The sequence below is a fragment of the Phenylobacterium sp. genome, assembly GCF_031425575.1.
In the GTDB taxonomy this organism is placed as follows: Bacteria; Pseudomonadota; Alphaproteobacteria; order Caulobacterales; family Caulobacteraceae; genus Phenylobacterium.
The window spans coordinates 1-14,057 of the sequence record NZ_JANPJP010000073.1 but is presented as its reverse complement, the minus strand read 5'-3'; the positions used below and the strand labels follow the sequence as shown (position 1 = coordinate 14,057).

The 14,057-nt window shown below is 68.4% G+C and carries 14 protein-coding genes; 10 read left to right on the top strand and 4 right to left on the bottom strand.

The window, feature by feature from the left end; translation table 11 throughout:
* Positions 1-29: 29 nt before the first annotated feature.
* The 3 genes from RMO97_RS04145 (at position 30) to xth (ending at position 3,899) form a co-directional block, all read left to right on the top strand.
* The gene (locus RMO97_RS04145) at positions 30-2,144 is read left to right on the top strand and encodes an ATP-binding protein (RefSeq protein ID WP_310539278.1); all 2,115 of its coding nucleotides are present in this window, start codon (positions 30-32) and stop codon (positions 2,142-2,144) included.
* A gap of 92 nt (positions 2,145-2,236) precedes the next feature.
* The gene (locus RMO97_RS04140) at positions 2,237-2,881 is read left to right on the top strand and encodes an outer-membrane lipoprotein carrier protein LolA (RefSeq protein WP_310539277.1); all 645 of its coding nucleotides are present in this window, start codon (positions 2,237-2,239) and stop codon (positions 2,879-2,881) included.
* A 211-nt stretch (positions 2,882-3,092) separates the two neighbouring features.
* Complete coding sequence (gene xth / locus RMO97_RS04135) at positions 3,093-3,899, top strand: exodeoxyribonuclease III (protein WP_310539276.1); 807 nt, start codon at positions 3,093-3,095, stop codon at positions 3,897-3,899.
* Positions 3,900-3,920: 21 nt separating this feature from the next.
* Here xth and RMO97_RS04130 read toward each other — a convergent pair whose 3' ends face one another.
* Positions 3,921-4,607, bottom strand: a complete 687-nt coding sequence (locus tag RMO97_RS04130) for a response regulator transcription factor (protein WP_310539295.1) — start codon at positions 4,605-4,607, stop codon at positions 3,921-3,923.
* Positions 4,608-4,663: 56 nt separating this feature from the next.
* On the opposite strand from RMO97_RS04130, the gene RMO97_RS04125 reads away from it, so the two are divergent.
* Complete coding sequence (locus tag RMO97_RS04125) at positions 4,664-5,263, top strand: L,D-transpeptidase family protein (protein ID WP_310539275.1); 600 nt, start codon at positions 4,664-4,666, stop codon at positions 5,261-5,263.
* On the opposite strand, the gene RMO97_RS04120 is transcribed toward RMO97_RS04125, so the two are convergent.
* Positions 5,243-5,908, bottom strand: coding sequence for a YggS family pyridoxal phosphate-dependent enzyme (locus RMO97_RS04120; protein ID WP_310539274.1), 666 nt, complete (start codon positions 5,906-5,908; stop codon positions 5,243-5,245). The genes RMO97_RS04125 and RMO97_RS04120 overlap by 21 nt on opposite strands.
* 76 nt (positions 5,909-5,984) lie before the next feature.
* On the opposite strand from RMO97_RS04120, the gene RMO97_RS04115 reads away from it, so the two are divergent.
* Positions 5,985-6,545: a thiamine phosphate synthase gene (locus tag RMO97_RS04115; protein WP_310539273.1), complete on the top strand. Its 561-nt coding sequence runs from the start codon at positions 5,985-5,987 to the stop codon at positions 6,543-6,545.
* 151 nt (positions 6,546-6,696) lie between these two features.
* Here the strand turns inward: RMO97_RS04115 and RMO97_RS04110 are convergent, their stop codons facing one another.
* Positions 6,697-7,065 (bottom strand): NtrZ family periplasmic regulatory protein, encoded by a 369-nt coding sequence (locus RMO97_RS04110; RefSeq protein ID WP_310539272.1) that lies wholly within the window; start codon positions 7,063-7,065, stop codon positions 6,697-6,699.
* 274 nt (positions 7,066-7,339) lie between these two features.
* Between RMO97_RS04110 and RMO97_RS04105 the strand changes: the two genes are divergently transcribed.
* The 5 genes from RMO97_RS04105 (at position 7,340) to RMO97_RS04085 (ending at position 13,133) form a co-directional block, all read left to right on the top strand.
* A complete protein-coding gene (locus tag RMO97_RS04105) occupies positions 7,340-7,831 on the top strand; it encodes a DUF3576 domain-containing protein (RefSeq protein ID WP_310539271.1) in 492 nt (163 codons plus the stop codon).
* A gap of 119 nt (positions 7,832-7,950) precedes the next feature.
* Entirely contained in the window at positions 7,951-10,536 is a 2,586-nt protein-coding gene (leuS, locus tag RMO97_RS04100) for a leucine--tRNA ligase (protein WP_310539270.1), read from the top strand.
* Positions 10,537-10,541: 5 nt separating this feature from the next.
* Positions 10,542-11,033 carry an LPS assembly lipoprotein LptE gene (gene lptE, locus RMO97_RS04095; protein ID WP_310539269.1) on the top strand — a complete coding sequence of 164 codons (492 nt, stop codon included), beginning with the start codon at positions 10,542-10,544 and terminating at the stop codon, positions 11,031-11,033.
* A 10-nt stretch (positions 11,034-11,043) separates the two neighbouring features.
* The gene (holA, locus tag RMO97_RS04090) at positions 11,044-12,096 is read left to right on the top strand and encodes a DNA polymerase III subunit delta (RefSeq protein WP_310539294.1); all 1,053 of its coding nucleotides are present in this window, start codon (positions 11,044-11,046) and stop codon (positions 12,094-12,096) included.
* Positions 12,096-13,133: an alpha/beta hydrolase gene (locus tag RMO97_RS04085; RefSeq protein ID WP_310539268.1), complete on the top strand. Its 1,038-nt coding sequence runs from the start codon at positions 12,096-12,098 to the stop codon at positions 13,131-13,133. The genes holA and RMO97_RS04085 overlap by 1 nt, the downstream gene beginning before the upstream one ends.
* Before the next feature lie 140 nt (positions 13,134-13,273).
* Here the strand turns inward: RMO97_RS04085 and RMO97_RS04080 are convergent.
* Positions 13,274-14,057, bottom strand: a 784-nt coding sequence (locus RMO97_RS04080; protein WP_310539267.1) for a ParB/RepB/Spo0J family partition protein, incomplete at its 5' end; no start/stop codon positions are given.

The window sequence follows — 14,057 nt, the reverse complement described above, 5'->3', positions numbered from 1 at the left end:
ATGATTCGGCTCAATTTTCGAGGACCGCGATGCGCGCACTGCTCGATGACGGCCTCGATGAGCTGGCCGCGAAGACCTACGAAGGCCTCCCCCTGCGGATGGCGGTCACCGCCGCCGTGGCGGCCCTGATGACCACCCTGCTGCCCTGGCAGGCCTGCGTCGCTTTCCTTGCGTTCCAGACGGTCTCGGAGAGTCTCTGCGCGCTGGCCTCCCGCCGGCAGTATCTGGGCTTCAAGGCGAGCCCCGCCCTCCGCCTGGCCCAGCTTTCCACCGTGCTGGCGGGCTGTATTTCCTGGATGACACTGGGCGCCCTGCTGTGGGTAAGCGGCGCCCCGTCCGGCGCGGTCTGCGCCACAACGCTGTGGCTGTCGGTGATCTTTTTCGCCCAGACCCACGCCTACCAGTCGCCGATCGGCTTCGTGGTGGGCGGCGCACTTCCTGGGGCCGGCATGCTATCCTGGGTGCTGCTGGGCCCCAATCCCCTGGACCTGCCCCTGCTTCCGGTGCTGGGTCTCCTGCTCCTGGCCTTCGGTTTCGCCTGCGACGGCGTGATGCGGACGCTGGCCATTCGCCGCAGGTTCGAGGAGGCTCAGGCGCGTCTGCGCACCTCCGAGATCCAGTACAAGATGCTGGCGGACAATATCACTGACGTCATCGCACTGAACGACCTGGACGGCCGCCGGCGCTACATGTCGCCTTCCGTGGAAACCACCATGGGATATTCGGTGGAGGAGTTGTTCGAGACGCCCAACTACACCTTCCTGCACCCTGAGGACTCCCCCTGGGTGCGCGACGAGCTGTCGGAGCTGGCCGAGCACGGCGGCGAGAAGACCCTGCAGTACCGGGTGCTGCACAAGAACGGTTCGGCCCTCTGGGTCGAGACCAATTTCGGCCTGATCACCTCGGCGGAGGGCGCCATCCAGATGATCTCGGTCTCGCGCCAGATCGACGCCCGCAAGGCTCTGGAGACCGAGTTGGTGGAGGCCCGGGAACGGGCGGAGGAGGCCGCCGCGGCCAAATCCGACTTCCTGGCCAACATGACCCACGAACTGCGCACGCCGCTCAACGCCATTGTCGGCTTCTCGGGCATCCTGCGCCGTTCGCCGCGCCTGGAGGCGCAGGACGCCCACCATTCCGGCCTGATCCACGACGCCAGCATCACCCTGCTGCAACTGGTCAACAGCGTGCTGGACTTCTCACGCCTGGAGGCGGGCGCGGTGGAGGTGGAGGCCCGGCCCTTCGACCCAGAAACCCCCGTCCGCGCCATCGCCGAGCTGCTGACCGAGCAGGCTCACGCCAGGGGCCTCACCCTGACCGTCCAGACGCACGGCGAGATAGCGCCCCTGCTGGGGGACGCCGCGCGCATCCGTCAGGTGCTGCTGAATTTCCTCTCCAACGCCATCAAGTTCACCAGCCACGGCGGCGTCACCGTGACCCTGATCCAGGAGCCTGCCGACAACGATTGCGCCCGGATGCGAGTGGAGGTGGCCGACACCGGAATCGGGGTGACGCAGCAGCAGATCGAGCAGCTCTTCGAGCGCTTCACCCAGGCCGACGCCTCAGTGTCGCGCCGGTACGGCGGCACCGGTCTCGGCCTGGCGATCTGCAAGCGCATCGTCGAGCTGATGGGGGGGGCCATCGGGGCGAGCTCGGTTCCCGGTGAGGGGTCGACCTTCTGGTTCGAGCTGGTTCTGCCGCGCACCGACGCCCTGGAGGAGGAGGTCGAGGCGGAGCCGGAAACCCTCGACCTGGAGGCGCCCCTGCGGCTGCTGGTGGTGGAGGACGTGGCGGTGAACCGCGAACTGATCGCCGCCCTGTTGCACCCCTTCGACGTGCTCATCGAGACCGCCGAGAACGGCGAGCAGGCCATCGCCAAGGTGCAGGGTCAGGTCTTCGACCTGGTGCTGATGGACGTGCAGATGCCGGTGATGGACGGCCTCACCGCCACCCGCGTCATCCGAGCCCTGGACCTGCCGCGCCTGAAGGGCCTGCCGATCATCGCCATGACCGCCAATGTCCTGCCCGACCAAGTCCAGAAGTGCCTCGACGCGGGCATGGACGATCACCTGGGCAAGCCCATCGAACCCGCCCGCCTGTTGGCGGTGCTCTCCGAATGGCCCAACCGCGCGCGCGAGGCGGCCTGACCAAACGGAACGCCACACCTCCTGCGCCGTTCTCCCGCCCTATTGACGCCGCGCCGCGCCTATAGGTTTCTGCGCGAAATGGAGCCTGGTTGATGACCCGACTGACCCGCCGCGCCCTGGCGCTGGGCCTAGCCGCCCTGCCGCTGCCGGCCCTCGCCGCCCGACCCACCATCGCGCCGCTGAGCGCCGACGACCGTAGTCTGGTGGACAAGGCGGCCACCTACTTGCAGGGCCTGACCGAGGCCAAGGGCCGCTTCGTGCAGACCGACGCCCGGGGAACCAGCACCCAGGGAACCGTCTACTTGAAGCGTCCGGGCAAGGCCCGCTTCGCCTACGAGGCGCCTTCGGGCCTGTTGGTGGTGGCCGACGGGGCCAATGTCTCAGTCGCCGATTCCCGGCTGAAGACCTTTGACCGCTATCCGCTGATGGCGACGCCGTTGTCGATTTTCCTGGCCCGCCAGATCAAGCTGGACCGGGGCGTGGTGATCAGCGACGTCACCCGCCTGGCCGACGGGTTCACCATCACCGCCCGCGATGGGAAGAAGCAGGCCGAGGGCCAAATCACCCTGACCTTTTCCAACAGTCCCATGGCTCTGATTGGCTGGACGGTGAGCGACGCCCAGGGCCAGGCGACCCGGATCCGACTGACGGGTCTGCAGCCCACTTCAGGCCTGGCCCCAACCCTTTTCGTGCTCAACGACCCCCGCCCCAAAGCCGTGGGCCGCGGGAAAATGTGACAATCAGACAACAGGCAACCCGCCCTGTGATTCTGGTTGACATTTCCATTTCGTCGTTGCATTAATGCCACGCATGGCGCCTGTGAGAGCGGGCGTGTTCCGTGCCGGAACCTATCCCCTCCCGGCGGCGGCATGAGAGACATCACTACGCCCGGGCTTTCTCCAGTGCCCGGGCGTTTTCTTTTCTTAGCCAGCCCCCTAAACCCCGCGCATGCCCCTCCGTCTCTGCACCTGGAATGTGAACTCCGTCCGCCTGCGCGCCGAGCAGGTCGCCCGCTTCGTTGACGAACAGGCGCCCGATGTCCTCTGCCTGCAGGAGATCAAGTGCCAGGAGGGGGAATTTCCCCGCCAGGCCTTCATCGACATGGGCCTGCCGCACATCAAGATCGCCGGCCAGAAGGGTTGGCATGGCGTCGCCATCGCCTCGCGCCTGCCCTTTGAGGACGTGACGCCCCTGGATGTCTGCCGTGAGGGCCACGCCCGCTGCGTCTCGGCCAAGGTGGCGGGCGTCGAGATCCAGAACTTCTACATCCCCGCGGGCGGCGACATTCCCGACCGGACGATCAACACCAAGTTCGACCACAAGCTGGACTTCTACGAGAAGCTCACAGCCGAGATGGCCCGGCGCGACCCCAAGGCGCCCCTGGCCATCGTCGGCGACCTGAACGTGGCGCCGGGCGAATTCGATGTCTGGAGCCACAAGCAGATGTCGCGGATCGTCAGCCACACCCCGGTCGAGCTGGAGGCCTTCGCCAACCTCATGGCCGCTGGTCAGTTCACCGACCTCGTGCGCGAAGCCATTCCCGATCCGCAGAAGCTGTTTTCCTGGTGGAGCTACCGGGCCGCCGATTTCCGGGCGTCGAACCGGGGTCTGCGCCTGGACCATGTTCTGATCTCGCCGGGGCTGCGGGAAGCCGCCTTCCGGCCAGGCGCGGCCGCGGCCCGCGTGCACGACGACGTCCGCGAATGGGAACGTCCCAGCGACCACGCCCCGGTGAGCGCCGACTTCGGGCTTTAATTCAAAGAGTTAGGGCGCGGACTACGGCGCCAGGCGGTAGCCGCCCGCCTCGGTCAGCAGCAGGCGCGCATTGCCGGGATCGGGCTCGATCTTCTGGCGCAGGCGGTAGACGTGGGTTTCCAGGGTGTGGGTGGTGACCCCGGCGTTATAGCCCCAGACCTCGGCCAGCAGCTCCTCGCGGCTCACCGGCTTTTCGCCGGCCCGGTAGAGGTACTTCAGGATGTTGGTCTCTTTTTCCGTCAGCCGGATCTTCTTCTGATTGGCGTCCACCAGCATCTTGGCCGAGGGCCGGAATTCGTAGGCCCCCAGGTGGAAGACCGCCCCCTCCGACTGTTCGTGGCTGCGCAGCTGGGCGCGGATGCGGGCCAGCAGAACGCCAAACTTGAAGGGCTTGGTGACGTAGTCGTTGGCCCCGGAATCCAGGCCGCGGATGGCGTCGTCGTCGGTGTCGGCGGCCGTCAGCATGATCACCGGAGAGGTCACCCCCTTGGCGCGCATAAGCTTGCAGGCCTCGCGCCCGTCCATGTCGGGCAGGTCAACGTCCAGCAGGATCAGGTCGGGGCGGGCCTCCACCGCCTGCCGCACCCCGTCGCTGGCGGTGGCCGCCTGGATGGCGGAGAACTCTTCGTGCAGTTCCAGTTGCTCGGCGAGTTCGCCGCGCAGATCATCATTGTCGTCGACGACGAGTAGGGTCTTGCGTTGGGCCATGGGCGCGAACATGCACCGTGTTGGCCTCAAGCGCCAACCACCCAGGAGAATGAAGCGTGCTGTTCACGGCGATGTCAGACGGCCGGTTTGATCTCGCGGGCCGTGAGACCCGTTGCGCTCTGGGCAAGGGCGGGGTGATCGCCGCCGCCGACAAGCGCGAGGGCGACGGCTGTTCACCCCTGGGGGTCTGGCCGATCCGCCGCGTCCTGTACCGGCCTGACCGTACGCCCACGCCCCAGAGCCGTCTGCCGGTGAAGGCCATCGCGCCCAATGACGGCTGGTGCGACGCGCCGGGCGACCCGAACTACAACCGCCCCGTCAGCCTCCCCTACCCCGCCAGCGCCGAACAGCTGTGGCGCGAGGACAAGGTCTACGACTTCGTCCTGGTGCTGGCCCACAACGACGACCCGGTGGTCCCCTTGATGGGCTCGGCGATCTTTCTGCACTTGGCGCGGCCGAACTGGGAGCCCACCGAGGGCTGTGTCGCCCTGCAGGCCTGGGACGTCCTGGAGCTGATCGGCAAGGCCGAACCCGGGTCGGCGGTCTCCATCGTCGACGTCAATCCGCACCCGTTCCTTGACGCCATGGAGCAGATGGACGCGGCGCGAAAGCCGCCCCGACCGACCCTGAACGTCCTAGCCCCGCGGACCAAATAGGGCCGAGCCCACCCGGACGCTGGTGGCGCCGAATCGCACGGCGGTCTCGAAATCGTCGCTCATCCCCATGGAGAGCTTCGAGATCCCGTTGCGCGCCGCGATCTTGGCCAGCAGGGCGAAGTGGGGGCCCGGCGGCTCGTCGGCCGGCGGGATGCACATCAGGCCTTCGATGCTCAGGCCGTGGGTGTCGCGGCAGCTGCCGAGGAAGGCGTCGGCCTCCGCCGGGAGCACGCCGGCCTTCTGCTCTTCCTCGCCGGTGTTGACCTGGACATAGAGCCGCGGCGCCCTGCCCTGCTTCTTCATCTCATCGGCCAGGGCTGCGGCAAGCTTCTCGCGGTCGAGGGTCTCTATGACGTCGAAGAAGGCCACCGCCTCCTTGACCTTGTTGGTCTGCAGCGGCCCGATCAGTCGCAGTTCGACCCCCTCGCGGCGGTTCTCCCAGGCGGCCATGGCGTCCTGCACGCGGTTCTCGCCGAACACCGCCTGGCCGGTCTCAAGGATCGTCGCCACCCGCTCCCAGGGCTGTTGCTTGGAGACCGCCACCAGGGCCACATCGCCGGCCTCGCGCCCGCAGGCCTTCGCCGCGGCGGCGATACGGGTCAGGATGTCGGCGCGGGCGGCGGCGGGATCGAAGGAGCGGGTCATAGCTGGGTTCTGGACAGTGGCGCGGACAGCGGCCTGCTTAAGGCGACGCGCGGGCCGGCGAAAGCCCCTGCCCGCCTTGCTCTATTTCACCGACCCCGTGCGGACCCCCAATCCGGAGGCGGTGGCGGCGCGCCTGACCAGGGGCTCGGCGATCGTCTACCGGGCCTTTGGGGCGCCGGACGCCCAAGCCGTGGCCCTGCGCCTGAAGGCGATCGCGCGCCGGCGAGGCCTCAAGCTGCTGATCGGCGCGGACGACGCCCTGGCCGCCAGGGTCGGCGCCGATGGCGTGCACCTGCCTGAGCGCCTGGCCCCACACGCCGTGCGCATTCGGGCGAAGCATCCGAGCTGGCTGATCACGGCCGCCGCCCACGGTCCCCGCGCGGCCCGCGCCGTGGTCGACGCCGTCGTCGTCTCGGCGATCTTCCCGTCGAACAGTCCCTCGGCGGGCAAGCCCCTTGGGCCGATCCGCCTGGCTCAGATGGTCCGGCGAATTGGCCGGCCGGCCTATGCCCTCGGCGGCGTCAGCCAGACCACCGCCGCCCGGCTGTTGGCCACAGGGGTCGTGGGCATCGCAGGGGTGGAGGTGTTCCTTTCCTCCCCTTTAGCGGAGGGTAAGGGGGAGGGCGACCGCGCCTAGCGTGGTGGAAGGAGCGAGCGTCAAGCTCAGCACCCGGTCTTGCCCCCTCCACCGCGACGCGGTCCCCCTCACCCGTAAACGGGGGAGGAAAGGCCCACCAGAATCAAAAAAGCCGCCCGAAGGCGGCTCATTTGGTCTGGGTTGAAAACCCCTAAAACTTGAAAGCGGTCTCGAGACGAACACGCGGCGCGCCGGCCTGAGGCTCGGTCTTCTTGTACATTGGGGTTTCTTTCTCCCCCAGGGCCACGGCGCCGCCGACCCGAAGCGACGGCGTTACGCGGAAATAGGCGCCGGCCTGGACGTCGTTCCACTGGGTGTCGCGACCGTCCGGCTGCTGCAGATTGAGCGTGACCCCCCAGCGCCCCTTACGCGCGTCGAACTTCAGCGCCTTGGCCGCCTGAGGCGACGCCAGAGCCGAGGTTTCACTGCGTACGGAAAAGTCGGTGGTCTTCTTCGTTGTCGTCTGAGCATGAGCGATCGATCCGGAGCTCGCAATGAGCACCGCGCCGACCAGCGCCATGACCGTCCGATTGAACATAACCACCTATATGGCCCCTAAGCCCCGGCCACGCCATGAGAGACGGGACCGTTGACGCGATTAAAGTCCCGCCATCATCCAGGTCAACACGCCAGCACGCCGCAGGCCGCCTCTATGGACAGTTGGTTGGCGCCTGTGGCGGCGGAGCCACGCGATTCCTGTTTGGCGCCGCTTTGGGCGTTGGTATAGAGGCATCCGGCGCGGGGGCGGCGACGCGGCGAGATACCGACGCGAAACAGCGACTGGGAGCGGATATATGCCGTTTGTGCGTGGAGTTTGGATGCGTGGCGTGGCGGCGGGGGTCCTGGCCCTCAGCCTTTCGGCGCTCGCGGCCTGCTCGAGTAGTGGCCCGAAGACCCAGAGCGACGGCGGCGGCCTGTTCGGCCTCGGGCGCGGCAAGTCGGCTCCCGCCGAGCAACCGACCATCGGCGTCAACGGCTACCTGTGGCGGGCGACCCTCGACACCCTGGCCTTCATGCCCTTGGCCTCAGCAGATCCCTATGGCGGCGTGGTGATCACCGACTGGTACGTCAATCCGGAGAAGGCCGACGAGCGCTTCAAGTGCACGGTCTACATCCTGGACGCGCGCCTGCGCGCCGACGGCCTGAACGTGGCGGTCTTCAAGCAGACCCGCGACGCCTCGGGAACCTGGGTGGACGCGCCGTCGGCCGGCCAGACCGAGACCGACATCGAAAACGCCATCCTGACCAAGGCCCGTCAGCTTAAGCTCTCGAACATCCGGGGCTGATCCCCGGGCGCGTTCCGGGATCTGACAAATAACCGGGCGCGCCGAACTCATCAGGTCGGCGCGCCTTGCGCGTGTCCGGCCGCTTCCCATCCTCAGTGAAAGCGCGCTAAGCCCCCGCCATGGCCCGGTACAATCCCAAAGAAGTCGAACCCAAGTGGCGTAAGGCCTGGGCCGACGCCGACGTGTTCCGCGCGGAGATCGATCACGCGCGCCCGAAATACTACGCCCTGGAGATGTTCCCCTATCCGTCGGGGAGCCTGCACATGGGCCACGTGCGCAACTACACCCTCAGCGACGCCAACGCCCGGTTCAAGCGCGCCCGCGGCTTCAACGTCCTGCACCCCATGGGCTGGGACGGGTTCGGCCTGCCCGCGGAGAACGCGGCCATGGAGCGCGGCGTCGACCCGCGCGCCTGGACCTACGCCAATATCGACAAGATGCGGGCAGAGCTGCAGCAGCTGGGCCTGTCTATCGACTGGTCGCGCGAGTTCGCCACCTGCGACCCGGCCTATTATGGCCAGCAGCAGGCCTGGTTCATCGATCTGATGGCCCGCGGCCTGGTCTATCGCCGCGAGGGCGTGGTCAACTGGGACCCGGTGGACCAGACCGTCCTGGCCAACGAGCAGGTGGTGGACGGCCGCGGCTGGCGCTCGGGCGCGGTGGTGGAGAAGCGCAAGCTGAACCAGTGGTTCCTGCGCATCACCGACTATGCCGACGCCCTGCTGGAGGGCCTGAAGGGCCTGGACCGCTGGCCCGACAAGGTCCGGCTGATGCAGGAGAACTGGATCGGGCGCTCCAAGGGCCTGAAGTTCGCCTTCCAATGGGCCGACGTAGCCCCCGCCGGCTTCGAGAGCGGCCTGGAGGTCTACACCACCCGGCCCGACACCCTGTACGGGGCCAGCTTCGTCGGCGTGGCGCCCGACCACCCGCTCGCCCAGCAGATCGCGGCCGCCGACGCCAAGGCCGCGGCCTTCATCGAGGCCTGCCGCAAGGGCGGCGCCTCCGAGGCCGAGATCGAGACCGCCGAGAAGATCGGCTTCGACACCGGCCTGAGCGTCGCCCACCCCTTCGATCCCGCCTGGCGGCTGCCGGTCTGGATCGCCAACTTCATCCTGATGGACTACGGCACGGGCGCCATCTTCGCCTGCCCGGCCCACGACCAGCGCGACCTGGACTTCGCCCGCAAGTACGACCTGCCGGTCAAGCCGGTGGTCCTGCCGCCCGGCGAGGACCCCGCCACCTATGAGGTGAGCGCCGAGGCCTATACCGGTCCGGGGACCATCTTCCGGTCCGCCGACCTGGACGGACTGGAGATCGAGGCCGCCAAGGCCGCGGCCATCGCCAAGGTAGAGGCCCTGGGCCTGGGCAAGGGCGCGACCGTCTTCCGCCTGCGCGACTGGGGCGTGGCCCGCCAACGCGGCTGGGGCTGCCCGGTGCCGGTGGTCCATTGCGACACGTGCGGCGTCGTCGCCGTGCGCAAGGACCAGCTGCCGGTCGCCCTGCCCGAGGACCTGGACTTCTCCAAGCCCGGCAACGCCCTGGCGCGTCACCCGACCTGGAAAAATACGACTTGCCCCGGCTGTGGCGGTCCCGCGACCCGGGAGACCGACACCCTCGACACCTTCGTGGACTCGTCCTGGTATTTCGCCCGCTTCACCGACCCCACCGCCGCCGACCCGATCGACAGGGCCGCCGCCGACTACTGGATGCCGGTGGACCAGTATGTGGGCGGCATCGAGCACGCGGTGCTGCACCTGCTCTATGCGCGCTTCCTCAACCGCGCCCTGTCGGACGCTGGGATGCTGGAGGCCAAGGAGCCCTTTGCGGGGCTGTTCACCCAGGGGATGGTCACCCACGAGACCTACCGCCTGCAGAATGGCGATTGGGTCGAGCCTAAGGAGCTGGAGATCACGGCCGAGGGGAACACGCGGCGCGCCGTGCGCGTCTCGGACGGCCAGCCGGTGATCATCGGCGACATCGAGAAGATGTCGAAGTCCAAGCGCAACACCGTCGCCCCGGGGGACATCTTCGAGGTCTACGGAGTCGACGCCGCGCGGCTGTTCGTGCTGTCGGATTCACCGCCCGAACGGGACTCCATCTGGTCCACCTCCGGCGTCGAGGGCGCCTGGCGCTTCGTCAACCGGGTCTGGGCCGAGTTCGACGCCCAGCCGGAGAGTGTGGCTGCCGCTGACATCGCCGCAGACCCCAAGGCCGTGGCCCTGCGGGTCGCCACCCATCGCACCGTCAAGGCGGTCACCGAGGCCGTGGAGGGCTTCCGGTTCAACTCCGGCATCGCCCGCCTGTACGAGTTCCTGAACGCCCTGAAGGCCGCTCCGGCGGAAGGCGCCAGCGACGCCCTGCTGGCGGCCCGCGCCGAGGCCCTGTCGGCCTTCGCACGCCTTGTCTCGCCCTTCACACCCCACCTCGCCGAGGAGGCCTGGGCCCGCATCAGCGGGGAGGGGATGGTGGTGTCCGCTCCCTGGCCGCAGTTCGATCCGGCTTTGACCGAGGACGCCGTCCGGGTGCTTCCCGTTCAGGTCAACGGCAAGCGCCGGGGGGAAATTTCCGCGCCGGCCGGGGCCGAACCAGCCGATGTGGAGAAGATGGTGCTTGACGATCCCGAGATCGCACGGCGCCTTGAGGACCTCACGATCCGCAAGGTGATCGTGGTGAAGGATCGCATCGTCAACATCGTGGCAAGCTGAGGCACATGGCTCGCATCGCAAGCATCGGCGCCCTGGCGCTCGCCGCCGTCGCCCTGGCGGGCTGCGGCTTCACGCCGCTCTACGGTCGCCCCGGGGTGGGCGCGGCCCTCTCCTCGGTGCAGGTCTCGGCCCCCACGGGACGGGTGGGGCAGCTGATGCGCGAGCACCTGGACGATGCGCTCTCCCGCGATTCCAACCTCAAGCCGCAGTATCGGATGGACCTGCAGATCTCCGAGCAGCGCTATCCCCGCGGGATCCGGGTCGACAATGTCGCCACCCGCTACGAATACGTCCTGACCGCCGCCTATACCCTGGTCTCCACCGCCACCAACGCCACGGCCAAGGTGGGACGCGTCCGGGTCGAGGTGACCTACGACTCGGCGGACCAGCCCTATGCCTCGGTCGCCGCCCAGCAGGACGCCCAGGACCGCGCCGCCGGCGAGGCGGCCCGCAAGATCGAGCTTGAGCTCGCCACCTGGCTGGCTGGCAAGTCTTAAGGCCCGCGCGGTGATCCTCGCCAAGCGGCCGGACATCGAACGCTTCCTGGGGTCGCCGGATAAGACCATACGCGCCGCCCTGATCTATGGCCGCGACATGGGGGTGGTGCGCGAGCGCGCCAACCAGTTGTCCAAGAAGGTCTGCGATCGCCCCGACGACCCCTTTGACGTGGCCCTGCTCACCGATGGCGACCTGGACAGTGACGGGGCGCGGCTGGAGGGAGAGCTGGCGGCCCAGTCCCTGATGGGCGGGCGGCGCCTGGTGCGGCTGAAGTTCGCCACCGAGAAGGCGGCCCTGGACAAGATGACCGCCGAGGCCCTGACCCGCCACGCAGCCGGTGAGCTCAATCCCGACGCCTTCCTGCTGATCGAGGCCGGAAATCTCGACCGCAACTCCGCCCTGCGCAAGGCCGCCGAGAAGGCGCCGGGCGCGGCGACCATCCCCTGCTACGAGGACGAACCCGGCGACGTCGCCCGCCTGGTGCGCGAGGCGCTCGCCAAGGACGGCGTCGGGCTCACCAGTGAGGCCCTGCAGGTCTTCGTCGGCCGCATGCCCAAGGAACGGGGTGTCGCCCGCCAGGAGATCGAGCGACTGGCCCTGTTCCTGGGCCCCGGCAGCGGCATGACCGCCACCCCCAAGGACCTAGAAGACTTCCTCGGCGTCGAGCCGGAGGCGTCGCTCTCCGACGCCGCGGCCGACGCCTTCGGCGGACGCCTGGCCGAGGCCCAGGCGGGTCTGCGCCGCGCCGCCGCCGAAGGGGAGGGCGGTCCCGCCGCGGTCCGGGCGCTGGGCATGTATCTCGGCCGCATGCGACGCACCCTGACGCTCGCCAAGTCCGGCGCCGGCCTGCAGGAGGCGGCGAAGGCCTCAGGCGTGTTCTGGAAGAGCGAACGGGAATTCCTGCGCCAGGCGCGCACCTGGACCCTGCCCGAGCTGGACCGCATCCAGCCCGAGGTGCTGGCCGCCGACAAGGCCTGCAAGACCGCCGGATCCCCCGACGCCTTGATCGCTGAGCGCCTCGCCCTCCAGATCGCCGGCCGCGCCAAGCGGCTGGGCCTTTGATGCGCGCCATCTTCCTCGGCGCCGTCCTGCTGGCCACCCCGGCCGCAGCCCAGACTGACCTGCTGGCGGCCTACGCCACCCCGCAGACCCTGGTCCCCCTGCCGGACGGCCGAAAGCTGCACTTTCATTGCTCGGGCCTGGGCGGGCCTCTGGTGATTCTCGACGCTGGCTGGGGCGCCTCCAGTCTGGCTTGGCGCAGCGTTCAGCCCCAGGTCTCCACCATGACCCGGGTCTGCGCGATGGATCGCGCCGGGATGGGCTTCAGCAACCCCGGCCCCGTGCCGCGGGATACGGCCTCCATCGTCGATGACCTGCACGCGGCCTTGCAGACCCCGGAGTTCCCCGGCCCCTACATCCTGGTCGGCCACTCCCTGGGCGGGATGAACATGCGGCTCTATGCGTCGCTCTATCCCGACCAGGTGGTGGGCATGGTGCTGGTGGACCCGGCCAATCCGCACCAGGACAAGCGCTTCGCCGCGGTGTCTCCCACTGTGGCCGCCGTGACTCAGGGCGAGATCACCGCCAGCCGCCGCTGCGCCGCCCTCGCCAAGGCCGGAACCCTGAAACCCGGCGGCGAGGGGTGGGCGACCTGTGTCGGCGATCCCCCCGCCGAGTGGCCCGACGCCCTGCGCACACAGGTCATCGCCCTGCGCGTCGATCCCGCCGCCGCAGAACAGCGTCTCTCTGAGATCGAGAGCGTGGCCGAGCCGGACTCCACCCAGGTCGAGTCCGCCAAGACCAGCCTGGGGGACATCCCGCTCATCGTCCTCACCGCCGAGGGCACCTCGAAGGATCCGTCGATCCCGGTCGCTGACCAGCCCGCCGTCGCCCGCCTGTGGTCATGGATGCATGACGAGGCCGCCGCCCTGTCGACCGGCGGTTCCAATCGCCTGGTGAATGGCAGCGGCCACAATATTCACAGCGAAAAGCCCGACGTCGTGATCGGAGCGATCTCTGAGGTGATTGTGAAGGCGCGTGCCAAGGCCCTGCCGAAAATCGACGAAAACCCACCGATTGCGGCCGCGCCGCCGAAGTAGAATTATCGTCGTAAAATCAATCTATTAGGTGCGGTTTGGCGCAAACCGCCCACAGGCTTTCGCGCAAGAACCGTGCAGGGATACGAACCTGCGCTCCGCTGTGCGCCACAGAGGCGATTTTGGTTTAGCGGTTTTCGGACCTAAACCCGGGTCAGGCGCCGACAGACCTCGTCGAGCTGTTCGAGGGTCGCATACTTCACCCGCAACTCCCCGACGCCGCCCCTGTCGATCACCTCGACGCTCAGGCCAAGCGCCTCCGACAGGTCGACCTCAAGGGCCTGGGTGTCGGTGTCCTTGGGCGGCTTGGGGGATGCGGGCTTGGGGGTCACCGCCCCGCCGCTCGCCGCCTTGCGCACCAGGGATTCGGTGTCGCGCACCGACAGGCCCTTGGCGATGACGAGGTCGGCAAGAGCCAGGGGATCCTCGGCGCCGAGCAGGGCGCGCGCATGGCCCGCGGTGATCTGGCTTCCCATCAAGTATTGCCGCACCGGATCGGGTAGGGCCAACAGGCGGACCAGGTTGGCGACATGGCTGCGGCTCTTGCCGACAGCGTCGGCCACTTCGGCGGCGCTGCGTCCGTGCACCTCAACCAGCTGCTGATAGGCGCTGGCCTCTTCGATGGGGTTCAGGGCCGAACGCTGGACGTTCTCGATGACCCCGATCTCCAGGACCTGGGCGTCCCCGAGTTCGCGGACCAGGGCCGGCAGGACGTGGAGGCCCGCCTTCTGGCTGGCGCGCCAGCGGCGTTCGCCGGCGACGATCTCGAAGTGGGCGTCCATGTCGGGGGCGGGCCGCACCAGGATTGGCTGCTGCACACCCTTCTCACGGATCGAAGCGGCCAGCTCCTCGATCTCGTCCTCGGAGAACACCCAGCGGGGCTGCTTCTCGTTGCGATGGATCAGCTCGATGGGGATGTCGCGCAGG

What these genes read in the sequence shown, in the direction of transcription:
- RMO97_RS04085 (WP_310539268.1), top strand. Translation starts at nt 12,096, where the DNA reads ATGCGCGCCATCTTCCTCGGCGCCGTCCTGCTGGCCACCCCGGCCGCA.
- leuS (WP_310539270.1), top strand. Translation starts at nt 7,951, where the DNA reads ATGGCCCGGTACAATCCCAAAGAAGTCGAACCCAAGTGGCGTAAGGCC.
- RMO97_RS04105 (WP_310539271.1), top strand. Translation starts at nt 7,340, where the DNA reads ATGCCGTTTGTGCGTGGAGTTTGGATGCGTGGCGTGGCGGCGGGGGTC.
- lptE (WP_310539269.1), top strand. Translation starts at nt 10,542, where the DNA reads ATGGCTCGCATCGCAAGCATCGGCGCCCTGGCGCTCGCCGCCGTCGCC.
- RMO97_RS04145 (WP_310539278.1), top strand. Translation starts at nt 30, where the DNA reads ATGCGCGCACTGCTCGATGACGGCCTCGATGAGCTGGCCGCGAAGACC.
- RMO97_RS04130 (WP_310539295.1), bottom strand. Translation starts at nt 4,607, where the DNA reads ATGGCCCAACGCAAGACCCTACTCGTCGTCGACGACAATGATGATCTG.
- RMO97_RS04110 (WP_310539272.1), bottom strand. Translation starts at nt 7,065, where the DNA reads ATGGCGCTGGTCGGCGCGGTGCTCATTGCGAGCTCCGGATCGATCGCT.
- RMO97_RS04120 (WP_310539274.1), bottom strand. Translation starts at nt 5,908, where the DNA reads ATGACCCGCTCCTTCGATCCCGCCGCCGCCCGCGCCGACATCCTGACC.
- xth (WP_310539276.1), top strand. Translation starts at nt 3,093, where the DNA reads ATGCCCCTCCGTCTCTGCACCTGGAATGTGAACTCCGTCCGCCTGCGC.
- RMO97_RS04140 (WP_310539277.1), top strand. Translation starts at nt 2,237, where the DNA reads ATGACCCGACTGACCCGCCGCGCCCTGGCGCTGGGCCTAGCCGCCCTG.